Raw genomic sequence first — 25,117 nt, forward strand, 5'->3', positions numbered from 1 at the left:
CGGCCGCGTTCGCGGCTGATCAGACAGTGTCGGAGCGCGGGTCGCGACGGCAGACTGGGCGAATGTCCGTGCTGGGAAGCGTCACTCGCCGGGTCGGTAGGTATCGCTGGTTCGCCGCCACCGTCCGGCTGCTGGTACCCGTCGACCGGGCCGTCGGGCGACTCACCCGAGGCCGGGTGGTGGCCCTGGGGCTCGTACCGTCCCTGGTGATCACCACCACCGGCCGCAAGTCCGGCCGACCACGCAGCAACCCGCTGCTCTACGTGCCCGACGGGGACGGCTACGTGGTGGTCGGATCGAACTGGGGCCAGGCCCACCAACCCGCGTGGTCGCTGAACCTGCTCGCCGATCCACGGGCCGAAGTGGACGTCAAGGGGCACCGGATCCCGGTACGCGCCGAGGTCGCCACCGGGGCCGAACGCGACCGACTGTGGCGGCTGCTGGTCGACGAGTGGCCGGCCTACGAGGCGTACGTGGCGCGGGCCGGTGGCCGGGAGATCCGCATCTTCCGGCTGGTCCCCGACGAGGGCCGCGGCACCGACGACCCGAACGGCTCCGACCAGCCGCGCTGAGGGGAGGCGCCCGGGACCGGGGCCGTTTCGCGGCGCGGACGGCCTGCCCACCCTCGCCATGCCCCGGCCTCGGCTCGACCGAGATGCCGGAGCCACACGTTAGGGTGTGCGGTGACCGGGCCGTCGCTGTCGGCGACGGTGTGGGTGGCGCGATCGCGGGGTGGTCGGCGTGGACGGTCTCCAGGAGCACCGGGACGATCCCCGGTGGGACATGGCCGAACGGGTCTCGGCAGCCGTCTGTCGGCGGTTCCCGGCCGACGTACTCGCGGTCGCGGTCCACGGTCCGTTGGCGCACGGCGACGACGACGGCGGTGGCGTCGGCGAGGTCGGGCTGCTGGTCGTGACGTACCGTCCCGGCACCGGGCCACCGGCGACGACCCGCCGGGTCGACGGGGTGCTGGTCGACCTGACCGTCGTCGCCGCCGAGGAGCGCCTGCGCCAGGCCCGGCGACTGACCAGTCGATGGCCGCTGACCGCCGACCGCTACGTCACCACGCGCGCCCTGCACGACCCCACCGGCTGGTTGCCCACCCTGCGCGACGAGCACCTCGGCCGGTTGGCCCGCGCCCGACCGACCGAGTTCACCTCGGCCGCCCGACGGGCCTGGTATCGGGGCAGTGCCGCACACGCCAGGGCCGCCCGGCTCGCCGAGTGGTACGAGACCGACCAGGCCCTGCTGATGCTCGGCGAGGCCCGCCTCGGCGCGGCCACGGTCAGCGGACTGCTCAGCCGCACCTACTTCCGGGATCCCGGCGACGCGGTGCGGCGCACCGGGCTGGCCGGGGCGGACATGACCGAGGTGGGTGCCGTGCTGGCCCGCCAGTCGGCGGAACTGACCGCCCGGGGCTGCCCCGTCGACGGCACCGTCGACGACCTGCTCAACGGCTGACCCAGCCGGCGGGAACGAGGGCCCGACAGCTCAGCCGAGGCCGCCCTGCACCCCGATCAGCGTGCCGATCAGGTATGTCGCCACCGCGGCGGCACCACCGAGCAGCAGTTGGCGCAGCCCGCCGGACCACCACCGGCGGCTGGTGAACCGGGAGACGACCGCACCGGCGACGAAGAGGCCGAGCCCGCCGACCGCCAGGGCGAGCACCAGGCTGGTCGCGCCGAACAGGTACGGCAGCAGCGGCACCAGCGCCCCGACCGAGAAGCAGAGGAACGACGAGAGCGCCGCCTTCCACGGATCGGGTTGTTCGTCCGGGTTGACGCCCAACTCCTCCTGCACGTGCATGCGCAGGGCCTGCTCCGGGTTGTCGCGTACCGCCTCGGCGACCTGGACGGCGAGATCCTCCGGCAGGCCCCTCGCGACCCACATCGCGGCGAGCTCCTGGGCCTCGGCCTCCGGGTGGCGCTCCAGTTCCTGCCGTTCCTTGGCCACCTCGGCGGCGATCTGCTCGTTGGCGGACCGCACGCTCGTGTACTCACCGAGCGCCATCGAGATGGCACCGGCGACCAGCCCGGCGGTGCCGGTGAGCACGATGGTGTGCGGCGAGACGCCACCGCCGCCCACACCGGCGATCAGGGCGATGTTGGTCACCAGGCCGTCCATCGCACCGAACACCGCCGGGCGCAGCCAGCCGCCGGACACGTCGGCGTGGTGGTGCTCGTGCAACGCCGCCGGGGTCTCGGTCACGGCAGCGTCAGGATCTCGTGGCCGTCCTCGGTCACCAGGACGGTGTGTTCGAACTGGGCGGTCCACTTCCGGTCCTTGGTGACCACCGTCCAGCCGTCGTCCCACAGGTCGTACTGGTGGGTGCCGAGCGTGATCATCGGCTCGATGGTGAAGGTCATCCCCGGCTCCATCACGTCGGTGGGGCGCGGGCTGTCGTAGTGCGGCACGTAGAGCCCGCTGTGGAACGCCTCGCCGATCCCGTGCCCGGTGAAGTCGCGGACCACGCCGTAGCCGAAACGCTTCGCGTACGACTCGATGACCCGGCCGATGACGTTGATCTGCCGGCCCGGGGCGACCGCCCGGATCCCCCGCATCATCGCCTCGTGGGTCCGCTCGACCAGGAGCCGGTTCTCCTCGCTGACCGCACCGACGCAGAAGGTGGCGTCCGTGTCGCCGTGCACCCCACCGATGTACGCGGTGACGTCGACGTTGATGATGTCGCCGTCGACCAGCGTGGTCGAGTCGGGGATGCCGTGGCAGATCACCTCGTTCAGGCTGGTGCAACAGGACTTCGGGAAGCCCCGGTAACCGAGGGTCGACGGATAGGCCCCGTTGTCGATGAGGAAGTCGTGCACCACCCGGTCGATCTCGTCGGTGGTCACGCCGGGCTTGCAGTGCTCTCCCGCCAGTTGCACCGCCTGGGCGGCGATCCGCCCGGCCAGACGCATCTTCTCGATGGTCTCCGGTGTCTGCACGTGCGACCCCTGCCAGGGTCGGGGAGCCTTCTTCCCGACGTACTCCGGTCGGACGATGTGGGCGGGCACCGGCCGCCACGGGGAAAGCGTGCCGGGGGTCAGCGGCGCACGGACGGTCATGACGCAAGCCTATCGCCGCCCGGCCAAGGTCCCCCAACACCGTCCGTCACGGGTGGTTGTTGCCCCACCAGAGGCACTGTGTCAAGGTGTCTGCGTGGATCAAGGGGGCGCACCTCCCATCTTCTCCGCCAGAGCGGAAACCGATGGTGACCACCTCAGCGTGGTGGTGACCGGCGAGGTCGACATGGCGACCGCCGACACCATGCTCCAGACCGTACTGCGCGAGCCGGCCGGCCAGGTGACACTCGACCTGCGTGAGGTCACCTTCTTCGATTCGGCGGCCATCCACGCGCTGGTCCGGCTGGCCGGCCGCTATCCGGAAGGGCTGACGGTGCTGCCGTCCCGGCAGGTCAGTCGAGTCCTGGAGATCGCCGGTCTGGCGAGCCAGCCGTGGCTGCATCCGGCTTGATCCGCACCCAGTGGGCTCGCCTCGCCGCGGGTTCGCCACCACGACGGCGGCCGGCGAGCGCTCGCTACGCGCTCAGTTCCCGGCGCAGGGTGACCTCGGTCCCCTGCGGGGAGTGCTCGACCGTGAGATCTCCCAGTGCCCGGATCAGCGACAGTCCGCGACCCCGGAAGCCGGACCCGGTCGACTGACGCCACCGCCCGCTGTCGCGCACCGTCGCCACCACCGTACGGCCCTCCACCCGCACCTCGATGTCGATCACCGGCTCCACCGGGTCCACGGGGTGTTCGATGGCGTTGGCCGCCGCCTCGGAGACCGCCACGGTCAGGTCGAACAGGTCTGTCTCGCCCACCCGGTGCGCGACGAGGAAGTCCTCCAGCCGCTTGCGCAGCACGCTGAGTCGGGTCGGGTCGGCGGGCAGCCGCAGTTCGAACCGGTTGAGTTCGACCGCCTCCAGCGCCAGCACCGCGACGTCGTCGCGTCGTGGCCGACCGGCGACCCGCCCCACCACCGCGTCGATGAGGTCGGCCACGTGTTCACTCGAGCGGGCCGCGTCGGCGCGCAGCAGGGCCAACGACTCGTCGATGCCGATCTGCCGGTCCTCGATCAGCCCGTCGGTGTAGAGCAGCAGCCGGTCACCGGCCCGCAGCTCGCCGGAGACGGTCTCGTACTCGGTGCCCGCGATGGCGCCGACCGGCGGCCCGAGCGCCCGGTCGTGCAGGAAGGCCACGTCGTCGTCACGGATCAGCAGCGGCGACGGATGCCCGGCGCTGGCGTAGCGCAGCCGACCCGTGCGGGGGCTGAACCACAGGCAGAAGACCGTCGCGAAGGAACGTGACTCGCTGGACCCCACCAACCGGTTCAACCGGGTCAACGACTCACCAGGATCGAAACCCTCCAGCACGTACGCGCGTAGCGCGTTACGCAACTGGCCCATGGCTGCCGCCGCCGGCACGCCCTTGCCGACCACGTCGCCGATGACCAGCACGAGTTCGTCGTCGTCCCGGGCCACCACGTCGTACCAGTCGCCGCCGACCTCGACGTCCGCGCTGCCCGGTAGGTAGCGGCTGGCCACCACCGCGCCGGGCAACTGGGGCAGGGTGCGGGGCAGCAGGCTGTGTTGGAGGGTGGTGGCGATGCGGTGCTCGGCCTCGTAGAGCTGCGCGTTCTCCAGCCGCGCCCCGACCAGGCGGGCGAGTTGGGTCAACGCCGCCTCGTCGGCATCGGCGCTCTCGGCGGCCGGGTGCCACACCCGTAGCTCACCGAGCGGCTGGTCGGCCACCCCGGTCAACGGCAGCACGAAGGTCGGCTCGGCACCGCTGGCCCCACCGGCGTCGGCCTCGTACCGCACCCCACCGGCGGAGACCACCACCCGGACGGCCTCGACGAGGCTCAACGCGTGACGGGCAGCGACCTGGAGCACGTCGGCGGTGGAGCGGGCGGTGTTGACCGCGACGGCGGCGTCGGCGAGCGCCCGCAGCCGCCGGATGATCTGGTTACGCAGGTGACCGAGGGCCATGTTGGCCCGTACTCGGGCGATCAACTCCTGCCCGGAGAAGGGTTTGGTGAGGTAGTCGTCGGCACCCACCGACAGCCCGGCCACCTCCTCGGCCGAACCGGCGCGGGCGGAGAGCAGCACGATCGGCACGTACCGGGTGCGTGGGTCCGCGCGCAGCGCGGCGACCAGACCGAAGCCGTCCAGGCGCGGCATCATCACGTCGGTCAAGACCAGGTCGAACGTCTCCGTGGTGGCGAGTCGCATCGCCGCCACCCCGTCGGCGGCGGTACGCACCTCCCAGGTGGGCACGAGCAGACCGGCGACGTGCTCACGCAGATCGGGATTGTCGTCGACGACCAGCACCCGGCCGGCGGGCGCGGTGGTGAGGAGTTCCTGTGGCACCACAGTGCCGGCACCCAACCCGGTGGGGCCGGACGCCGCCGCGACCGGACCGGTGGTCCACTGCGCGGTCTCGGCGACGAAGAGCGGGGCCTGTCGTGGTTCACGCCCGGTGTGGTCGGTGTCGGCCACCCGCTCGCCCGGCAGGTGCCCGACACCGAACGGGATGGTGACCGTGAAGCTGCTACCGACGTCAGGCCGGCTGGTGGCGCTGATCCGTCCGCCGTGCATCTCGACGAGTTCCCGCACCAGGGCCAGGCCGATCCCGGTCCCCTCGTGGCTGCGGGAACGCGCCCCCGGCACCCGGTGGAACCGCTCGAACACGTGCGGCAACTCGTGTGCCTCGATGCCCACACCGGTGTCGGAGACCTCCAGTCGGGCGGCCCCGTCGACCTCACGGACCCGGATGCTGATCTCGCCCTCGAAGGTGAACTTCAGGGCGTTGGAGACCAGGTTGAGGACGATTTTCTCCCACATGTCCGGGTCGACGTAGACCGGCTCCGCCAGCGGCGGACAGTCCACCACCAGCCGCACCCCGGCGCGTTCGCTGGCCGAACGGAACGTACTGGCCACCCGGGAGGTGTAGCCGGCCAGATCGGTGGGCTCGTAGTGGGCCACCAGCCGCCCGGACTCCAGCCGGGAGAAGTCGAGCACCGTGTTGACCAGCTTCAACAGCCGCAAGGCGTTGCGGTGCATCACGGCCAGCCGCTGCGTGTGCTCCTCGCCGAGCGTCGAGTCGACGAGCAACTCCTCCAACGGGCCCAGCACCAGCGTCAACGGGGTGCGGAACTCGTGGCTGACGTTGGCGAAGAAGTTGGTCTTGGCCAGGTCCAGGGCGGCCAGCTCGGCGGCCCGGGCCCGTTCCTGTTCGTACGCCCGCTGCTTGCCGACCGCCCGGGAGATCTGGGCGGCGACCAGCTCGCAGAAGGTGCGGTAGTCCTCGGTGAACGGCAGCCGCCGGGCCACGCCCAACACCAGCACCCCGGCCAGGTCGTTGGTCGCGTTGATCGGCAACACCACCGCCTCGTCGGCGGCGTCGGCCGGCAGCCGGCCGAGTAGGTCGGCGGTGCCCACCATCCCGGTGACGCCGGTCCCGGCCAGCTCCACCAGCCTGGGGGACGCGTCGACCGGGCCGGTAGCGGCACCGCTGACCCCGGCCAGGCGCAGCCGGCCGTCGCCGTCTCGCAGGTAGAGCAGCCCGAACGGCGCATCGGCCCGATACCGGTCCAGCACCGCCGCCGCGCTCGGGCCCAACTCCTCGCCGCCGACCGGATCGGCCAACTCCGAGCCGAGTTCGGCCAGCGCACGCAGGCGGCGTTCGCTGAGCACCCTGCCGGTGGTCTCGCTGCAGAGGCAGAACACCCCGCTGATCGCTCCGTCGGCGTCGCGAATCGGGTCGTACGAGACGTCGAAGTAGACGTCCTCGACGAAGCCGTGCCGGTCGAGCAGGAAGTGATGGTCCCGGCCGTGGTACGACTCGCCTGAGCGCAGCACGCCGGTCAGCAACGGCCCCAGCACGTCCCAGGTCTCCGCCCAGTGCTCCCGGGCGGGTTCGCCCAGCACAGCGGGATGCTTGTCACCGATGGTCGGCCGGTAGGCGTCGTTGTAGAAGGTGCGCAGGTCCTCCCCCCAGAACATGGCGATCTGCGCCTTGGAGGCGAGCATGGTGCTCATCGCGTTGCCCAGCGCGGTAGGCCACCGCTGCGGAGGGCCGAGCGGACTGGCCGACCAGTCACGGTCCCGGATCAACGCCCCCATCTCGCCGCCGCCCGCGAACGCCGCCGCGAGCAGCTGGGACATTCCACCTCCCGCCGTGGACAGCTGGCCGTTATCCACGCCCCCCTGGGCCGAGTTCATGCAGCCTCCCCGGCCGTCGCCCCACCACACCGATCATCAAATGCCCTGACCAGCCTTCTACCCAGACGGATCAGCGACGTAACGCGTACGCCCCTTCGGGCGCTGTTGCGGGCTCCCAGCCCGGTGGCCGACCCGGATGGCCGACGACAGGTGTCGGCGACATCACAGGGGGGTGACGTACGCGCCCGTGATGCCGCCGTCGACCACGAACTGCGCGGCGGTCATGAACGAAGCGTCGTCGCTGGCCAGGAAGGCCACCGCGGCGGCGATCTCGGTCGGCTCGCCGAACCGCCCCATCGGCACGTGCACCAACCGACGGGCGGCGCGATCCGGATCGGCGGCGAACAGTTCACGCAGCAGCGGCGTCGCCACCGGCCCAGGGCAGAGGGCGTTGACCCGGATGCCCTCCCGGGCGAACTGCACGCCCAGTTCCCGGGTGAGCGCCAGCACCCCGCCCTTGCTCGCGGTGTACGCGATCTGGGACGTCGCCGCGCCCATCAACGCCACGAAGGAGGCGGTGTTGATGATCGAGCCTCGGCCCTGCCGCCGCATGTGCGGGATGACGTGCTTGCAGCAGAGGTAGACGCTGGTGGTGTTGACCCGCAGCACCCGTTCCCAGGCGTCCAGCCCGGTCTCCAGGATGGAATCGTCGTCCGGTGGGGAGATGCCGGCGTTGTTGAACGCCACGTCCACCCGTCCGTACCGTTCGACCACGCCGTCGAAGAGGTCGCGTACCGCCGTCTCGTCGGCGACGTCGGCCGCGACGAAGCTCCCGCCCACCTCGTCGGCCGCCCGCTGGCCGGCCTCGGCGTCGATGTCGACACAGACCACCCGGGCGCCCTCGGCGGCGAATCGCCGCACGGTGGCCAGGCCGATGCCGCTGGCCGCCCCGGTCACCACAGCCACCCGATCCTGCAACCGTCCCGACATGATCACTCCTCGGTGCTGACGAAGACGTTCTTGACGTCGGTGAACGCGTGCAGGGCGTCCGGCCCCAGTTCCCGGCCCAGGCCGGAGCGCTTCATCCCGCCGAACGGGGTCCAGTACCGCACCGAGGAGTGGGAGTTGACGCTCAGGTTGCCCGCCTCCACCACTCGGGCCATCCGCAGTGCCCGGCCCACGTCCCGGGTCCAGATCGAGCCGGAGAGACCGTACTCGGTGTCGTTGGCCAGCCGGACGGCGTCCGCCTCGTCGTCGAACGGCAGCACCGAGACGACCGGGCCGAAGATCTCCTCCCGCCAGTGGCGGTCGCCGGGTGAGTCGGCGAGCAGCACCGTCGGTGGGTACCAGTAGCCGGTGCCGGTGGGCCGCGAGCCGGTGAACGCCACCCGCGAACCGTCGACGTACCCGGCGACCCGATCCCGTTGCCCGGCGGAGATCAACGGCCCCATCTCGGTGCTCTCGTCGGCCGGGTCACCGACCCGGAAGGCGCGCACCGCCGGTTCGAGCAGTTCGAGGAAGCGGTCGTAGACCGTGCGCTGCACCAGCAGCCGGGAGCGGGCGCAGCAGTCCTGGCCGGCGTTGTCGAAGACCGCGTACGGCGCGCTGGCGGCGGCCCGCTCCAGGTCGGCGTCGGCGAAGACCAGGTTCGCCGACTTGCCGCCCAGTTCCAGGGTCAACCGCTTCACCTGGCTCGCGCAGCCGGCCATGATCCGGGTGCCGACCGCCGTGGAACCGGTGAAGCAGATCTTGCGTACGGCCGGGTGGCTGACGAACCGGTCGCCCACCACCTCACCCCGGCCGGGCAGCACGGTGAACACCCCCTCGGGCAGACCCGCGTGCGCCGCCAGCTCGGCCAGGCGCATCGCGGTCAGTGGAGTCAGCTCGGCGGGTTTGAGCACCACCGTGTTGCCGGCGGCCAGCGCGGGAGCGAAGCCCCAGGCGGCGATCGGCATGGGGAAGTTCCACGGCACGATCACCCCGACCACGCCGAGCGGTTCGTGGAAGGTGACGTCCAGCCCGCCCGGCACCGGGATCTGCCGCCCGGTGAGTCGTTCCGGCGCACCGGCGTAGTAGTCGAGGACGTCCCGGACGTTGCCCGCCTCCCAACGAGCGTTGCCGATGGTGTGGCCGGCGTTGGCGACCTCCAGCCGCGCCAGTTCCTCCAGGTGCTCGTCCACCACCGCCGCGAAGCGCCGCAGCAGTCGCCCCCGCTCGGCCGGGCTGACCGTCCGCCACCGCCGGTACGCCCGCTGCGCGCGTTCGATCGCCGCGTCGACGTCCTCGACGGAGCTGTCCGGCACCACCCGCAGCACCGTGCCGGTAGCCGGATTCCGTACCTCACCCATCCGAGGTCACCTGACCCGCCGATCCCGCGTGGCTGGGGTCAGAGGCGTTCGAAGCCACGGGCCAGCTCCCAGTCGGTGACGGCGGCGTCGAAGGCGGCCAGTTCCACGCGGGCCATGTTGGCGTAGTGGGCGACCACCTCCGCACCGAAGGCGGCCCGGGCCACGGAGGACGACTCCCACAGGGCGAGGGCGTCGCGGAGGGTGCCGGGGACGCGTTCGGCGGTCGCGTCGTCGTACGCGTTGCCGGTGCACTCCTCACCCAACTCCAGCCCGTTCTCGATGCCGTGCACCGCGCCCGCCACCAGGGCCGCGATCGCCAGGTACGGGTTGACGTCGGCACCCGGCACCCGGTTCTCCACCCGCATCCCCTGACCGTGCCCCACCAGCCGCAGCGCGCAGGTGCGGTTGTCGGTGCCCCACCTCAGTGCGGTCGGGGCGAACGAGCCCGGCTGGTAACGCTTGTAGGAGTTGATGTTCGGCGCGAAGAACAGACTCAGCTCCCGCATCGTGGCGAGCAGCCCGGCGAGCACTCGCTGCCCGGTGACGCTCAACCGCGCCGGGCCGTCACCCAGCATCGCCGAGCCGCCCGAGCCGTCGCGCAGCGAGAAGTGGATGTGGCAGGAGTTGCCCTCCCGCTCGTTGGGCTTGGCCATGAACGTGATCGACATGCCCTCCTGGGCGGCGATCTCCTTCGCCCCGTTCTTGTAGATCACATGGTGGTCGGCGCAGGCCACCGCCTCGTCGTAGCGGAAGGCGATCTCGTGCTGGCCGAGGTTGCACTCCCCCTTGGCGCTCTCCGGAACCAGTCCCGCGCCGGCCATCTCGTTGCGGATGCGGCGCAGCAACGGCTCCACCCGGGCGGTGCCGAGCAGGGAGTAGTCCACGTTGTACTGGTTGGCCGCGGCGAGATCCCGGTAGCCGCGCTGCCACGCCTGCTCGTACGAGTCGCGGAACAGCACGAACTCCAACTCCGTGCCGGCGTACGCGGTCAGCCCGTGCGCGGCCAGGCGATCCAGCTGCCCGCGCAGGATCTGCCGGGGCGAGGCCACCACCGGGCCGGTGCCGTCGGGCCACTCCAGGTCGGCCAGGAGCATGGCCGTTCCGGGCTGCCACGGCACCCGGCGCAGCGTGGCGAAGTCGGGCTTCATGACGAAGTCGCCGTAGCCACGGTCCCAGCTCGCCATCGCGTACCCGTCGACGGTGTTCATGTCGACGTCGACGGCCAGCAGGTAGTTGCATCCCTCACTGCCGTGGGCGACCACCTGGTCGAGGAAGTACGGGGCGTGGAACCGTTTGCCCTGCAACCGGCCCTGCATGTCGACCAGCGCCAACGCCACCGTGTCGATCTCGCCCTCGGCGACGGCGACCCGCAGCTGTTCCAGCGTGAGCGGGGGCTTTCTCATCCACGCGTCTCCATCACCAAGGTCTACCGGCCACAACCGATCACCGTCAATCGGCTGCTTCGCCCATACCCCCTCGGTCGCTGCCCGCTCGGACCTTCCAGGCAGCAGTCGGCCCGGTAGGCTGACCACGAGCCCCACCCCCGATGTTGTTTCAGGGAGCCGGTACGCGCCCGGTTGGAGGGAAATCATGAGCGACTGGAACGACAAGGTCATCGCCGAGTTCCGCGCCAATGGCGGGCAGGTGGGCGGTCATTTCGCGGGTGAGCCGCTGCTGCTGTTGCACACGATCGGGGCCAAGAGCGGCCAGCCTCGCGTGAACCCGGTGATGTACCAGAAGGTGGACGGTGGCTACGCCGTGTTCGCCTCCAAGGCCGGGGCACCCACCAATCCCGACTGGTACCACAACCTGCTGGCGAATCCGCAGGCGCGGGTTGAGGTCGGCACCGACACGGTCGAGGTGGTCGCCCGGGTGGTCACCGGGGACGAGCGGGAACGGATCTGGAGCGCGCAGAAGGCCGCGTATCCGATCTTCGCCGACTACGAGCGGAAGACCAGCCGCCAGATCCCAGTCGTCGTCCTGGAGCCGGTGCGTTAGGCGGGGTCCTCGTCTTCCGGCTGGGCAGTGGCACTCGTGCCGGACGTGGTCAGTACGACCTGACCGCGGTATCCGGGCCCCAAAACGATCGCCGGCCGGTTGGCGGGCGGAGCGCCGAAGGCACTGCTCTCCACCGCGGGTATCGCGGGAGCGAAGTCCGGCCCGCCGAAGTCCCCGGCGTCCGCGTCACCGTCACCCATGGTCACTCCTCTGCCGTCGCTCCGGCGTACGCCCGCTTGGTGATCTCCACCGAGGCGATGCCGCCTCTGCGCGTACCGGATATCTTGCCTTCCACTATATTGGTTGCATGAGTGCTCGGGCGATGACCGAACCGGCTTTCTTCATCCTCACCGCGCTGATCGACAACCCGCGCCACGGCTACGGGATCGTCGCGGAGGTGGCAGAGCTGTCGCAGGGGCGGGTGCAACTGAAGATCGGCTCCCTGTACGGCGCCCTGGACCGGCTCGTCGGTGACGGCCTGGTCGAGCTGGACCGTGAAGAAGCCTGGCAAGGGCGGTTACGCCGGTACTACCGGGTGACCGAGCAGGGCCGCGACGCCCTCGCCGCCGAGGCGCACCGGCTGGCCGCCAACGCGCGCCTCGCCGCCGCCCGACTCGGTGACCAACGGAGCCCGATCACCGGGACGTCGTCATGAGCCGGTTGGAGGAGCGCTACCGCACCCTCCTCCGGCTACTGCCCGCCGGCTACCGGCAGGAATGGGAAGACGACATGGTCGCCGCCTTCCTGGAGAGCATGGACACCGGCGACCCCGAGACCACGGCGTACCTGGCGGACTACGGCCGACCGAGCCTGTCGGAGGCCGCCAGCATCGTGTCCCTCGCGGTTCGGCTGCGCCTCGGAGCTGACGCCTCACCCCGTTCGCGCCGGTGGGGGCAAGCCGTACGCCTGGCGACCCTGATGGCGATGCTGACCCACGCCGTCCTGGCCACCGGCGGTGTCGCCGTCGCACTGTGGTACTCCGGAAAGCTTGCCTGGCTGCCGGCCCCGGCGCCCGAACTGATGCTCACCGGACCGGCGAGCATCTGGAGCACGACGTGGGATCTCGCCGGGTACGCCTGGCTGCCGGCCTATGTCGCGCTCGTCCTCGGATACCGACGTGTGGCCCAGGCGGTCGCCCTGCTCGCCATCGCGCCCCCCGCCATCACCACCGCCGTGGCACAAGCCGTCGGCGACGTACCGCTGACCGTGTCGCCCTGGGCGCTGCTGCTCGTCGACGTCGTCCTGCTCCTCGCCATGGCGGCCTTCCAGCACGGTGTCCCACCCGTGCCGCGCCGGCCCTGGCTGCTCGCGCTGCCGATCGGCGTCGTCCTCGTCGCCCTGCCGCTGTTCATCCTTCAGGCCGTCGAACCGGCGCTGAGGTTGCTGGACTGGCCGGGCCTGGCAGGTGCGGCGGTCACCGTCGCCATGGCGGTCCATCTGGCCGTTCGCGCAACCCGTCGATCGACGCGCACCCTGCCGTGGTCACTGGCGTTCACCCTGCTCGCCGCGACCGCGTTCGCCCTACGAGCGGCCACCCTGCCCGACTATCACGATCAGGCACAACGCGCGGCACTCACCACGATCGCATCCGTACAGATCGTCGCCATCCTCGCGGTAGGCGTACCGCTGGCGGTGTCGGCCGTTCGCGCGCTGCGCGACACACCCGCCGCCACCTCACCACCCACCCCGGCGCCGTAGCCGCCGAACGGCGTCAGCTGCGGGGGTGGGAGCGCAATTGCGTTGCCGGACGCGTCGGCGTACCCCATCCTTGGGCTTGTGACCAGGCCCGATCGCGACGGGCCGACCCGGGCCCTCGGAACGGCCCGGCGCCGCGGCGGCGCGGGGACACGTCACCTCTCTCTCGGGCACGGCGTCGAGCTGTACCCTCGCTTCGCCCCGCGCCGCTCGGTGTCACGTCAGGTCAGCACCAGACCGGCCACCCAGAGCCCGCCGATCACCACCCCGGAGAGGAACTCGATCAGCATCGACAGCCCGGCCGCACCGACGGCGCGTTTCGTCGCGGGCCAGGCCAGCCGGGTGTCACCCAGCCGCAGCCGCTCCGCCGCGAAGACGCCACCGATGAAGCCGATGACCAGGCCGACGACCGGGATGACGAAGAAGCCGACCAGACCGAGCATCGCACCGGCCAGCAGCGAGCTGGTCGGCACCCCGGCCCGTTTGAGGTTGCGGCCGGGCCAGGCGTACTTGACGACGGTGCCACCCACGGCGACGAGCGTCGCGGCGGCGAGCACCAGCCACCGACCGGCTCCGGCCTCACCGAACAGGGCCCAGACCAGCACGCCACCCCAACACAGCGGCAGCGCCGGCAGGCCGGGCACCACCACTCCGGCCAGCCCGGCCAGGATAGCCAGCGCGGCGATGATCGACACCACCGCTCCGGTCTCGCTCAGCCCCACGTCGACTCCTCATCGGCTCGCCCCGACCGGACACGGTCACCGCATCCGGCACGGTCTGATCATCACAGGTCGGCGCCACGCAGCCGGGCCGTCACGTCCTCGGCCGGGCCGGGCGGGCCGAACAGCCGCCCCTGGGCGCTGTCACACCGCAACGCCCGCAGCCGCTCCGCCTGCGCCTCGGTCTCCACCGCCTCCGCAGTGACCCACAGCTCCAACGCGTGGGCCAGCCGCACCAGCGCGTCGACGATCCGTTCGTCGCGGTGGTCGGCGTCGACCGGCTCGGTGCCCCGGATCCCCTCGACGAACGGGCCCGCCAACTTCAGGCAGGTGATCGGCAGCCGACGCAGGTACGCCAGGTTGGAGTAACCGGTGCCGAAGTCGTCCACGGCCAGCCGGACACCGAGTGCGGAGAGCCGATGCAACGTTCGGAGCGGCTCCCCCGCGGAGCCCATCACCGCGCTCTCGGTCAGTTCGAGTTGCAGCAGCGACGCCGGCAGCCCCGAGCTGGCCAACGCGTCGGCCACAGTGTCCACGATCACCGGTCGGTCGGCCTGACGGGCGGCCAGGTTGACGCTCACCACCAGCCCGGCGTCGGGGAACTCGGTGTGCCACCGCTGGGCGTCAGCACACGCCTGCCGCAGCACCCACTCACCGAGCCGGACGATCAGGCCGGTCTCCTCGGCGAGCCCGATGAACCGGTCCGGGCCGATCAGCCCCAGGTGTGGATGCTGCCAGCGGACGAGCGCCTCGACGGCCAACATGCGGCCGTCGAGCAGGGACACGATCGGCTGGTAGTGCAGCACGAACTCGCCCCGGTCCAGGGCCACCGGCAACCCGGCGGCCAACGCCGACCGGGCGATGTCCCGGGCGCTGCGCTCCGGGTCGTAGACCGCCCACCGGTCGCGGCCCTCCGCCTTCGCCCAGTACAGGGTGGCGTCGGCGGCCTTCATCAGGTCCGCGACGCTGGTGCCGGCGACGGCCGAGTCGACGATGCCGATGCTCGCCGAGACCACCAACTGCTGGTCGCCGACGCACACCGGCGTGGAGACGGCGGCCAGCGCCGAGTCGGCGACGGCGATCACGTCCTCGACGGCGGTGACCCGGTCGACCAGGATGACGAACTCGTCGCCACCCATCCGGGCGACCAGGAAGCCCTGCTCGGACACGCAGTCGGCCAGCCGCTGGGCGATCATCACGAGCAGCCGGTCACCGAGGGCGTGCCCGAGGCTGTCGTTGATCGCCTTGAACCCGTCCAGGTCGAGGAAGCAGACACCGACCCGGGCGGGTCGGTGAGCTCCACCAGGCTGGACAGCGTGTCGAAGAACAGCGTCCGGTTCGGCAGGCCGGTCAGCGGGTCGTGCAGCGCCTGGAATCGCAGCCGTTGCTGGAGTTCGTACCGTTCGGTGATGTCCTCGACCACGGCCACGGTGAACCGGGGCCGACCGTCGTCGTGGCGGATCAGGGACACCGCCAGGTCCGTCCAGACGGCACTGCCGTCCTTGCGGTAGTAGCGCTTCTCGACCCGGACCGCGTCGTGTTTGCCCTCGATCAGTTCCTGGTAGAGCTCCCACAGACCGGCCGCGTCGTCGGCGTGGAACAGCGACGCCACGTTGATCTGTCGCAGCTCGTCGACCGAGTAGCCGAGCATGTCGGCGAAGGCCTGGTTGACGTCGATGATCGTCCCGTCGACCCCGGCGATACCGATGCCCATCGCGGCACCGTCGAAGACGGCCCGGAACCGGGCCTCGCTGTCGCGCAACGCCTGCTCGGCGTCATCGCGCGCCTGCCACATGGCGCGGGCGATCCCCTCCTGCTGGCGGAAGGTCCGCTCCCGCAGCGCACGGGCGAAACCGGCCGCCAGCGCGCCCTGCATCGCCGCGATCCGGGCGTCGAGTCCCGGCCGCCCGGCCGCGTCGGCGAGCACCTCGGTGCGGAATCGGTCGCTGAGCGTACGCACCGACCACTCGACCACGCCCGGTTCGGTGAGGTGCGCGTCGACCAGGGACCGGCCGACCGCCTCGACCGCCGGTGCCGGTGCCTCGGTGTCGAGCAGCACCGCCGCCAACCGGAGGGTGTGCGCGTACAGCAGTTCCTCGGTCTCGGCCACGCTCAACGGCACGAACCCGAGCCGGTGCACCGCCTGCGCCCAGTCGGCGGCGTACCGCCGGGCACCCGCCAGGTCGACGGACTTCCCGCCGGAGTCACCCACGGCGGCCATCCCGGTCAGCCGACGGTCTGGTCGTTCCGGGCGACACCGCCGAAGGCACCGAAGCGCGGACCGTCGGCGGTCGTCTCGGAGGGCGAATCGGGTCGCCACAGCTCCATGTGCACGACCCCGGGCTCCACAATGGTCCAGTCGCCGAAGAACCCGGTGATCTCAACCCGCGAGCGCAGCGTTATCTCGGTGGCGGTTCGCGCCGACAGCCGCTGCGCGTCCAGCATCTCCTGCGGCTGGTCCTCGAAGGTCGAGTGCGAGATCACCAGGTAGCTGCCGGGCGCGGCGGCGGCGCGCAGGGTGGCCAGGATGTCACCGGGCCGGTCGACGTCCGGCACGAAGTGCACCACCCCGGCGAGCAGGATGCCCAGCGGTCGGTCGAAGTCGAGCAGCTCCAACGCGCGGGCCTCGGACAGGATCCGCTCCGGATCCCGCAGGTCGGCGTGGATCACACCGGTCAACGCGTTGTCGGCGAGCAGTTCCCGGCTGTGCGCCACCGCCACCGGGTCGATGTCGACGTAGACGACCCGGGCCTTCGGGTTGGCGGCCTGGGCGACCTCGTGCACGTTGCCGACCGTGGGGATGCCGGAACCGATGTCCAGGAACTGGTCGATACCGTCGTCGAGCAGGGTACGCATGGCCCGGCGGAGAAACTCCCGCCCGGCCCGCATGGTCGCCGGCAGGTTCGGCGTCATGGCCGCGATCTGCTCGGCCAGTTGCCGATCTATCTCGAAGTTGTGGGCACCGCCGAGGAAGTAGTCGTAGACCCGTGCCGCGCTGGGCCGGGAGAGGTCGATCTCGGCGGGAAGTCCGTCCGGCTTCTGCACTTGCTGCACCTCACGTCATCGCCGTGGATCGTGTGATGGTGCCCACTCTAGGCCGGTCGGTGACGCGGGGGCAGATCCACAACGTTCTTTCCTGATCTTTCCCCGAGGCCGGCGGTGTCAGACGGACTCCAGCAGCAGCGCGATACCCTGCCCCACCCCGATGCACATGGTGGCCAGCGCCCGCCGCCCACCGCGTCGGCGCAGTTCGAGCGCGGCGGTCAGCGCGAGCCGGGCGCCGCTGGCCCCGAGCGGGTGGCCCAGCGCGATGGCCCCGCCGTTCGGGTTGACGTGCTCGGCGTCCTCGGGCAGGCCGAGTTCGCGCAGCACCGCGACGGACTGGGCGGCGAAAGCCTCGTTCAACTCGACCACGTCGATGTCGGCCAGGGTCAACCCGCGCCGGTCGAGCAACCGCCGGGTCGCCGGGACCGGACCGATGCCCATCACCCGGGGGGCCACCCCGGCCGCCGCCGTGCCGCTGACCCGGGCCAGCGGAGTGAGGCCGTACGCGGCGACCGCCGCCTCCGAGGCGACCAGCAGAGCCACCGCACCGTCGTTGACGCCCGAGGAGTTACCGGCGGTCACCGTGCCGCCGTCCCGGAACGGGGTGGGCAGCGCGGCCAACTTCTCCAGCGAGGTCTGTCGGGGATGCTCGTCGACCTCGACCAGCCGGGTCTCCCGCCGCCCAGCGGGCACGGTCACCGGCACGATCTCCTCGGCCAGCAGACCGTCGGCCTGGGCCTTGGCGGCCCGCAACTGCGAGCGGTACGCGAACTCGTCCTGCGCGAGGCGGTCCACGCCGTACTCGGCGGCCACGTTCTCCGCCGTCTCGGGCATCGAGTCGACGCCCCAGCCGCGCTCCATCAACGGGTTCACCAGCCGCCATCCGATCGTGGTGTCGTACACCTCGGCGGATCGGGAGAACGCGGTGGTGGCCTTCGGCATGACGAACGGCGCCCGGCTCATGCTCTCCACCCCGCCCGCGACGACGAGGTCGGCCTCACCGGCGACGATCGAGCGGGCAGCGGTGGCCAGGGCGTCCAGGCCGGAGCCGCAGAGCCGGTTGACCGTGCTGCCGGGCACCTGCTCGGGCAGCCCGCCGAGCAGCGCCGCCATCCGGGCCACGTTACGGTTGTCCTCACCGGCCTGGTTGGCACAGCCCAGCACCACATCGTCGGTACGCGCCCAGTCCACCGACGGGTGCCGCGCGACCAGTTCGCGGATCACGTGGGCGGCCAGATCGTCGGGGCGTACGCCGGCGAGCGCGCCTGCGTACCGGCCGAACGGGGTGCGGACACCAGCCACCAGGTATGCCACGGTCATCGCGAATCCTTCGGGGGGTCGGAAGGGGCGTAAGCGGTGCGTCCTCGGGTCCCACGGGGTCCGCGCCGACGGCCAGGATATCCCCGGCGGGTGCGGATAGGTTGTGGGCATGGCACGAGCCCAGTTCAGCGCGGAAACCAGCGGCGGCGGAGCGTTCGTCCGCCAACCCAACCGGTTCACCGGTCGGGTCACCCCGCGCTCGACCTCGCCGCTCGGCGGTGGGCCGGACGATCAGGACCGCTGGCCGTTGGAGTCGGGCCGCTACCGGCTGATCTGGTGCCGGGCCTGCCCGTGGGCGCACCGGGCGCTGATCGTGCGTAACCTGCTCGGGCTGGCCGACGCCATCTCGTTGGGCACCGTCGACCCGATCCGGGACGAGCGCGGCTGGCGTTTCACCCTCGACCAGGACGGATTCGATCCGGTGCTCGACATCGGCTTCCTCTCCGAGGCGTACCTGGCCACGGATCCGGACTACACCGGTCGGGTCACCGTGCCGGCGCTGATCGACACGCGTACCGGCCGGGTGGTCACCAACGACTACCCACAGCTGACCCTGGACCTGTCCACCGAGTGGCGGCGGCTGCACGCGCCCGACGCGCCGGACCTCTACCCGGTCGAGCTGCGCCCGGAGATGGACGTCTTGATGGCCGAGATCCACCGGGACGTCAACAACGGCGTCTACCGCTGCGGTTTCGCCACCTCGCAGCAGGCGTACGACGAGGCGTACGAGGCGTTGTTCGCGCGGTTGGACGCGTTGTCGGCGCGGCTGGCCGACCAGCGTTACCTGATGGGTGACTCGATCACCGAGGCGGACGTGCGCCTGTTCACCACGCTGGTCCGCTTCGACGTGGCGTACCACGGACACTTCAAGTGCAACCGGCAGAAACTCACCGAGATGCCGGTGCTGTGGGCGTACGCCCGGGACCTGTTCCAGACCCCCGGTTTCGGGGAGACGGTGGACTTCGACCACATCAAGCGGCACTACTACGCCACCCACCACGAGATCAACCCGACCGGCATCGTCCCGCTCGGGCCGGATCTGGGCGGCTGGACGACACCGCACGGGCGTGGCTGAGCCGCCGGTGGCCGCCCGATGGCCCGTGCGGCGGCTCGCCGCGCTGGTCGCCGCGCTCTGCGCCGTGGCCGGCACGGTCGCGGTGACACTCGCCGTGGTCGCCGGGCCGGGCCCGGGTCTGGCCGGGTACGTGAGTGAGGCCGGTGTCGTCGACAGCGACTACGCCTGGACGTACCGGAGCGGGGTGTTCGCCCTGGCCGGTGCGCTGCTGCTGCTCGCCGTCGCGTTGCGCGGCGCGGTGGCGGGCCGCGCCGACCCGGCGCTGCGGGTCGCGGTGACGCTACTCGCGGCGGCGAGTCTGTACACGGTGCTGTCCGCAACGGTGACGTGCAGCGCGGGCTGCCCGCTGCCGCCGTTCGAGAAGGCCACCGTGGCGGATCTGGTGCACGGTGCGGCGAGCATTGTCGCGGTCGCGGCGGTGGTCCTCACGATGCTGGCGGTCGCCTTCTCGCCGGTGGCGCGACGTCCCCTGCGGCGTACCGGTGTCGTCGCGGCGGCGGTGGCGTTGCCACTCGCGGGCGCGATCGCGTTGGCGATGCTGCTGGTCGGCCGCAGTTCGCTGGTCGGGGTGCTGGAACGGCTGCTGCTGCTGGTCGTCGTCGGCTGGGCCCTGGCCACGGCGGTGCAGTTGGCGGTACGCGACCCCACGGTGGCGCGCGACGACGGAGCGTCGGCAGTGCCCGAGCCCACAGTCCACCGTCGGCGCTGAGGTCCCGTCATCGGGAGAGGATGGCCTGATGAGTGCGTTGTTCACGCCGCTGACGCTGCGGACTGTCACCCTGCCCAACCGGATCGCGCTGGCACCGATGTGCCAGTACAGTGCCGGGCCCGACGGCCTGCCCACCGACTGGCACCTGGTGCATCTCGGCACCCGGGCGATCGGTGGCGCGGCGCTGGTGATGACCGAGGCGACCGCCGTGGTGCCGGAGGGGCGGATCAGTCCGCAGGACACCGGGCTGTGGTCCGACCGGCACGTCGACGCCTGGCGGCCGGTCACCGGTTTCGTGGCCGCGCACGGCGCGGTGCCCGCGGTGCAGCTGGCGCACGCCGGGTTCAAGGCGTCGACGTACCGGCCGTGGGAGTCACGCCGGGGTGGGGTGCCGGACGCCGCGGGCGGCTGGACGCCGGTCGGCCCCACCGCTGAGCCGTTCGTGCCGGAGTACCGGGTGCCGACAGCCCTGGACGACGCCGGGATCGCCGAGGTCGTCACGGCGTTCGCCGAGTCCGCCGTACGGGCGGTGGCGGCCGGCTTCGCCGTCGTGGAGATCCACGCCGCACACGGCTACCTGCTGCACGAGTTCCTCTCCCCGCTGACTAACCACCGCACCGACGGCTGGGGCGGGGACCGGGCCGGGCGGATGCGGCTGACGCTGGAGGTGGCCCGGGCGGTGCGCGCCGCCGTCGGCGAGGACGTGCCGTTGCTGGCCCGGATCTCGGCCACCGACTGGGTGCCGGGCGGCTGGACGGTCGAGGACAGCGTGGCCCTCGCCACCGAACTCGCCGCCGCCGGGGTGGACCTGATCGACTGCTCCTCCGGTGGGGCGTCGCCTTCGGCCAGCGTGCCGGTCGGGCGCGGCTACCAGGTGCCGCTGGCCGCCCAGATCCGCCGCGAGGCGCGGGTGCCCACCGGCGCGGTCGGCCTGATCGTGGAACCGGAGCAGGCCGAGGCGATCGTCGCCGACGACGAGGCCGACCTGGTACTGCTCGGCCGGGAACTGCTGCGCAACCCGTACTGGCCGCAGCAGGCCGCCGCCAAGCTGGGCGCCACCCCCAGCTGGCCGAACCCGTACCTGCGGGCGGCCTGACCGACGGGTCCGGCTGCCCCGGTGACGACCGAGGCAGCCGGACCGTGCGGATCTAGTGCGGTGACCGGTGCAGCAGGGCACGGCCGCCGCTCAGCCTGCGAGGTGTCCCCAGCGCTGTTCCAGGTCACGCCACGGACCCTGGGCGGCCACCGTGCCGCCGACCAGCACCACCACATGGTCGGCGCGCACCAGCGCGGCCCGTTTCGAGGTGGAACCGACCACCGTGACACCCCGGTCACGCAACGCCTGCCACAGCGCCAGCTCGGTGGTGACGTCCAGCGCGGAGGAGACGTCGTCGGCCACCAGCAGCTCGGTACGCGGAGCCAACGCCCGGGCCAACGCCAACCGTTGCAGCTGCCCGCCGGACAACCGGGTGCCCTTGTGCCCGATGAGCAGGCCGAGTCCACTGCCGGTGGCGGCCAGGTCGGGTTCGAGCTGGGCGGTGCTGACCGCGTGCGCGGCGTCCACCTGATGGCCGAGGGTGATGTTGTCGGCGACCGTGCCGGAGAGCACCCGGGGCAACTGGCCGACGTAGCCGACCTGGTTGGGCCGGAGGAACAGCTCCGGTTCCGTCACCGGCTCCCCGTTCCAGGTGAGCACACCGGTGTGCGGGGCGATTCCCGCCAGTGCCCGCAGCAGCGACGACTTGCCCGAACCGACCGGCCCGACCACGAGGACCAGCTGGCCACGCTGCACGGTCAGGTCCACGTCGCGTACGGCAGTGAAGCCGTCGGTGTGCCGGACGCCGAAACCGACCAGCTCCAGCCGACGCAACGGGGTACGCGGTGGCGTCGTCGGGGCCGGGGCGGTACCGGCGGCCAGGTCGACCCCGGGCACCCGCGCCGAGTATGCCTCGATCCCGGTCATCTCCGCCGTCCGTCGGGTCCACACCCGCGCCGACGGCACCTGCGAGATCAACGAGGCGGTGGTCCAGGCGAACCAGCGCGCCGCGCCCAGCGTGGCGACCGCGACCAGGGTCGCCCCGGTGGAGAGTCCACCGGCCAGGAACAACGCCCACACGCCGATCGGCAGCAGCCCGCTGGCCAGCGCCGGGGTGGAACGCGCCCACACCTGTACGGCGATCTCGTGGCGTTGCCGTTCGCTGCGTACCGTGTCGAGGTTCGCGAGGTGGGTCAGCACCGGGCGGGTGGCACCGGCCAACTTCACCGTACGGGCCGCCGACAGCGTGGAGACCAGCGCGGTGGCGAAGGCCGCCCGCGCCGTGACGGTCTCCCGCGCCGCCCGCTCCAGCCTCGGCCCGAACGCCGTGGCCGCCACTCCGGAGAGCACCATCGTGCCGAGGAAGAACAGTCCCGGCACCACGCTGTCGGTGATCAGGGTCATGGCGACCAGCAGGACCAGACCGACGGTCTGGTCGAGCACGTTGTCGGCGAGCTGGACCACCCGCTCGGTGTCCCCGCCCTGGGCCACCACCTCGGCAGGGGTGTGCCGGCTGACCCGGCGCGGCCCGGTCTGCCCGTACACGAGGCGGGCGCTGATGCGCAGCATCTGCCGTACCCACCAGGCCGGGAACCACAGGTGGGTCCAGTAGTACGACGGGATGCCGACGACGAGTCCGACGGCGATGCCCAGGGCGGGTAGCCAGGGGTCGCCGGTGCCGTCGACCACGTCGGCCCAGAGCCAGGCGAGCACCGGCCCGTCCAGCCCGAGGATCGCCAGCACGGCGAAGATGCCCACCGCCGCCGCGCCGTACCGGGGGTCGTTCAGGCAGAGCCGGAAGATCTCCCGCAGCGTCCGGGCCCGGGACGCGGGCAGCTGATCGCCCCGCCCGTCGGCCGTGGCCGCAGCGGGCTGGCGTCCGCCCACCTCGTGTCCGCCGGTCTCCCGGCCCGCCGCCGGCTCGACCGGCTCGGGTCCGACCACCGGTACGGGAGCACCGGCGACGGCCCCGGTCGGTGGGTTCGTCCGGGCGGCGGCCAGCGGATCGGTGCCGCCCGACGGGCCGGGTGCCGCGAAGCTCTCCACGACCCGGCCCGCCGGAGTACCGGCATCGGCTGCCACCGTCGCCTCCGCCGCACGGGCCCCGACCAGTACCGGTTCCCCCCGCGTCCAGTCCGCCCCGGCCAGCAGCTCAAGGCCGGCGTCGCCGGAGGCACCCGCTTCGTCGGCGTCGCCGACGACACCGCCCGCGTGCCCGGCGGCGACGAGTTCGGCGAAGCGCCGCGACTCGGCCAGCGGGCCGGCCTCGACCACCGCGCCGTCGGCCAGCACCACCACCTCGTCGCAGCGACTCACCGACGACAGCCGGTGAGCGATGACGATGCCGATGCGGTCCCGCAGCAGGCGTTCGGTGGCCTGTTGCACCCGCGTCTCGGTGACCGGGTCGAGTCGGGCGGTGGCCTCGTCGAGGATCACCACGTGCGGGTCACGGACCAGGATCCGGGCGAAGGCGACCAGCTGTTCCTGACCGGCCGAGAGCACGTGACCGCCCTCACCGAGGCGGGTGTCCAACCCGGCGGGCAGCTCGGCGACCCAGGTGCCCAGCCCCAACTCGTCGAGGGCTCGGGCGGCGGCGTCGAGCAGCTCCGGGTCGAACAGCGCCACGTTCTCGGCGAGTGTGCCGGCGAGGATCTCGGTACGCTGCGGCACCACGGCGATCCACTGGCGCAGCTGCTCGACGTCGAGGTCGAGCACGTCGCGCCCGCCGAGCAGGACCGTTCCGGGTGGCACGTCGACCGCCCGGGTGAGCACCTTGGCCAGCGTGGACTTGCCCGACCCGGTCCGGCCGACCAGGGCGTACGAGCGGCCTCGCACGAAGGTCAGGTCGATGTCGCGCAACGCCGGAGGGCGCTCGGCGTCCGCACCGCCGCTCGGGTAGCGGTAGGTCAGGCCCTGGATGACCAGGTCGCCGTCGCTGGGGGTGGCACCGCCGTCGGGTTCCTGCGCGGCGGCCGAGAGCAGTTGGACCCGCCCCCACGCGCCGAGCGCGTACTGCACCTCCGGCACCATCCGGCTGACGTGTTCGACGGTCATGCCGAGGGAGAGCGCGAGCAGCCAGATCGCGGTCATCCGGGCGGCGTCGACCCGGCCGGTGGTCAGCGCCCACACCCCGCCGAGCACCACCAGGACCACCCCGATCCGGGTCACCCCGGCCGCGACGGTGTTGACCCGCGCCGACATCTGCCACACCCGGAGCCCACGGCGCAGCACCTCGGCCGCCCGGCTGGCGTACAGCCGCAGCACGTACGGCCGGGCCAGGCTGGTGCGTACGTCGTCCTGGCCGTGGATCGACTCCTCCATCACCGCCGCGAGGTCCGACCAGGCCGCCTCCTCCTGCATCCGGGCGGGGGCGATCTGGGCGGCCGGGCGCCGCAGCGCCACCGCGAGCGAGACGCAGAGCAGCAGCATGCCGACTCCCGCCGGCCACCAGACGGTGAGCGCCACCAGCGTGGACAGCAGGCCGACGGCCACCGCCTGGGCCAACCGCACGCCCGGACCGCGCACCCCCGACGCGACGTCGTACACGTCGCCGTCGATCCGGTCGAGCATCTCCCCCACCGGGGTCGTCTCCAGGGCGGGCACCGGTTGGCCCAGGGCCACCCGGCAGAGTCGGCGACGCAGGTCGGCGGACCAGTCCGCGGTGACCCCGGCCATCACCAGACTGATCACCAAGTCGCTGCCCACCGACGCGACCAGCGCCACCGACAGCAGCACGAAGAAGCCGACGGAGCGATGCAGCAGCACCGGTCCGGCGAGCGCGGCGCTGGCCGCCTGACCGATGCCGCCGAGCAGGATCAGGACGACCACCAGGGTCATCCGACGTGAGGAGGTGCCCCACAGGTCACGGAGCAGGCGCATGGGTCGGTTCCTCCGGTCGGGTGGGGCGGTACCTCCAGCCTGCTTCGCCCGGCCGCCCGGCTCAACGCATTTACGCCGGGGCGGAACCCACCCCCGGTAGCTGTTCGAGGAGCCTCGCCGTGGCGCAGCGC

Annotated in this window: 20 protein-coding genes and 1 pseudogene; 9 read left to right on the top strand and 12 right to left on the bottom strand. The window is 72.0% G+C overall.

Annotation, left to right across the window (positions count from 1 at the left end; genetic code table 11):
• The first annotated feature begins 62 nt into the window (after positions 1-62).
• Both FF096_RS07405 and FF096_RS07410 read left to right on the top strand, forming a co-directional pair.
• Positions 63-572, top strand: coding sequence for a nitroreductase family deazaflavin-dependent oxidoreductase (locus tag FF096_RS07405; RefSeq protein ID WP_155215684.1), 510 nt, complete (start codon positions 63-65; stop codon positions 570-572).
• A 211-nt stretch (positions 573-783) separates the two neighbouring features.
• Positions 784-1,461 carry a nucleotidyltransferase domain-containing protein gene (locus tag FF096_RS07410; RefSeq protein WP_155216100.1) on the top strand — a complete coding sequence of 226 codons (678 nt, stop codon included), beginning with the start codon at positions 784-786 and terminating at the stop codon, positions 1,459-1,461.
• 30 nt (positions 1,462-1,491) lie between these two features.
• On the opposite strand, the gene FF096_RS07415 is transcribed toward FF096_RS07410, so the two are convergent.
• Positions 1,492-2,208, bottom strand: a complete 717-nt coding sequence (locus FF096_RS07415; RefSeq protein WP_309222851.1) for a VIT1/CCC1 transporter family protein — start codon at positions 2,206-2,208, stop codon at positions 1,492-1,494.
• Positions 2,205-3,062, bottom strand: coding sequence for a type I methionyl aminopeptidase (gene map, locus FF096_RS07420; protein WP_155215686.1), 858 nt, complete (start codon positions 3,060-3,062; stop codon positions 2,205-2,207). The genes FF096_RS07415 and map overlap by 4 nt, the downstream gene beginning before the upstream one ends.
• A 94-nt stretch (positions 3,063-3,156) precedes the next feature.
• On the opposite strand from map, the gene FF096_RS07425 reads away from it, so the two are divergent.
• Complete coding sequence (locus FF096_RS07425; RefSeq protein ID WP_309222852.1) at positions 3,157-3,471, top strand: STAS domain-containing protein; 315 nt, start codon at positions 3,157-3,159, stop codon at positions 3,469-3,471.
• A gap of 64 nt (positions 3,472-3,535) precedes the next feature.
• Here the strand turns inward: FF096_RS07425 and FF096_RS07430 are convergent, their stop codons facing one another.
• From FF096_RS07430 to FF096_RS07445, 4 genes are all read right to left on the bottom strand, one after another.
• A complete protein-coding gene (locus FF096_RS07430; RefSeq protein ID WP_155215690.1) occupies positions 3,536-7,222 on the bottom strand; it encodes a SpoIIE family protein phosphatase in 3,687 nt (1,228 codons plus the stop codon).
• A gap of 162 nt (positions 7,223-7,384) precedes the next feature.
• A complete protein-coding gene (locus tag FF096_RS07435; protein WP_155215692.1) occupies positions 7,385-8,152 on the bottom strand; it encodes a 3-oxoacyl-ACP reductase in 768 nt (255 codons plus the stop codon).
• A gap of 2 nt (positions 8,153-8,154) precedes the next feature.
• On the bottom strand, positions 8,155-9,510 hold the full coding sequence (locus tag FF096_RS07440) for an aldehyde dehydrogenase (RefSeq protein ID WP_155215694.1): 1,356 nt from the start codon (positions 9,508-9,510) through the stop codon (positions 8,155-8,157).
• 38 nt (positions 9,511-9,548) lie between these two features.
• Positions 9,549-10,913: a glutamine synthetase family protein gene (locus FF096_RS07445; protein ID WP_155215696.1), complete on the bottom strand. Its 1,365-nt coding sequence runs from the start codon at positions 10,911-10,913 to the stop codon at positions 9,549-9,551.
• A gap of 187 nt (positions 10,914-11,100) precedes the next feature.
• On the opposite strand from FF096_RS07445, the gene FF096_RS07450 reads away from it, so the two are divergent.
• Positions 11,101-11,508, top strand: a complete 408-nt coding sequence (locus FF096_RS07450; protein ID WP_155215698.1) for a nitroreductase family deazaflavin-dependent oxidoreductase — start codon at positions 11,101-11,103, stop codon at positions 11,506-11,508.
• Here the strand turns inward: FF096_RS07450 and FF096_RS07455 are convergent.
• The gene (locus FF096_RS07455; RefSeq protein ID WP_155215699.1) at positions 11,505-11,708 is read right to left on the bottom strand and encodes a hypothetical protein; all 204 of its coding nucleotides are present in this window, start codon (positions 11,706-11,708) and stop codon (positions 11,505-11,507) included. The genes FF096_RS07450 and FF096_RS07455 overlap by 4 nt on opposite strands.
• A gap of 107 nt (positions 11,709-11,815) precedes the next feature.
• Here FF096_RS07455 and FF096_RS07460 point away from each other — a divergent pair, with 107 nt between their 5' ends.
• Entirely contained in the window at positions 11,816-12,163 is a 348-nt protein-coding gene (locus FF096_RS07460; protein WP_230462347.1) for a PadR family transcriptional regulator, read from the top strand.
• Positions 12,160-13,206 carry a hypothetical protein gene (locus FF096_RS07465; RefSeq protein WP_155215700.1) on the top strand — a complete coding sequence of 349 codons (1,047 nt, stop codon included), beginning with the start codon at positions 12,160-12,162 and terminating at the stop codon, positions 13,204-13,206. Before FF096_RS07460 ends, FF096_RS07465 begins: the two co-directional genes overlap by 4 nt.
• A gap of 218 nt (positions 13,207-13,424) precedes the next feature.
• On the opposite strand, the gene FF096_RS07470 is transcribed toward FF096_RS07465, so the two are convergent.
• From FF096_RS07470 to pcaF, 4 genes and pseudogenes are all read right to left on the bottom strand, one after another.
• Positions 13,425-13,925: a DUF456 domain-containing protein gene (locus tag FF096_RS07470; RefSeq protein WP_309222853.1), complete on the bottom strand. Its 501-nt coding sequence runs from the start codon at positions 13,923-13,925 to the stop codon at positions 13,425-13,427.
• Positions 13,926-13,987: 62 nt separating this feature from the next.
• Positions 13,988-16,143 (bottom strand): annotated as a pseudogene (locus tag FF096_RS07475) (putative bifunctional diguanylate cyclase/phosphodiesterase).
• 5 nt (positions 16,144-16,148) lie between these two features.
• Positions 16,149-16,967: an SAM-dependent methyltransferase gene (locus FF096_RS07480; RefSeq protein ID WP_309222854.1), complete on the bottom strand. Its 819-nt coding sequence runs from the start codon at positions 16,965-16,967 to the stop codon at positions 16,149-16,151.
• A gap of 117 nt (positions 16,968-17,084) precedes the next feature.
• A complete protein-coding gene (gene pcaF, locus FF096_RS07485; RefSeq protein ID WP_155215701.1) occupies positions 17,085-18,287 on the bottom strand; it encodes a 3-oxoadipyl-CoA thiolase in 1,203 nt (400 codons plus the stop codon).
• Between the two features lie 109 nt (positions 18,288-18,396).
• Between pcaF and FF096_RS07490 the strand changes: the two genes are divergently transcribed.
• Genes FF096_RS07490 through FF096_RS07500 form a run of 3 tightly spaced genes read left to right on the top strand, consistent with a single transcriptional unit; the run spans position 18,397 to position 21,167 of the window.
• A complete protein-coding gene (locus tag FF096_RS07490; RefSeq protein WP_155215702.1) occupies positions 18,397-19,362 on the top strand; it encodes a glutathione S-transferase family protein in 966 nt (321 codons plus the stop codon).
• Positions 19,355-20,071: a DUF998 domain-containing protein gene (locus tag FF096_RS07495; RefSeq protein WP_309222855.1), complete on the top strand. Its 717-nt coding sequence runs from the start codon at positions 19,355-19,357 to the stop codon at positions 20,069-20,071. Before FF096_RS07490 ends, FF096_RS07495 begins: the two co-directional genes overlap by 8 nt.
• Positions 20,072-20,099: 28 nt before the next feature.
• The gene (locus FF096_RS07500) at positions 20,100-21,167 is read left to right on the top strand and encodes an NADH:flavin oxidoreductase/NADH oxidase (RefSeq protein ID WP_155215703.1); all 1,068 of its coding nucleotides are present in this window, start codon (positions 20,100-20,102) and stop codon (positions 21,165-21,167) included.
• Between the two features lie 90 nt (positions 21,168-21,257).
• Here FF096_RS07500 and FF096_RS07505 read toward each other — a convergent pair whose 3' ends face one another.
• Positions 21,258-24,986, bottom strand: coding sequence for an ABC transporter ATP-binding protein (locus FF096_RS07505; RefSeq protein ID WP_155215704.1), 3,729 nt, complete (start codon positions 24,984-24,986; stop codon positions 21,258-21,260).
• Positions 24,987-25,117 lie beyond the last annotated feature (131 nt).

This window comes from Micromonospora sp. CP22 (assembly GCF_009712475.1).
Lineage (GTDB): Bacteria > Actinomycetota > Actinomycetes > Mycobacteriales > Micromonosporaceae > Micromonospora.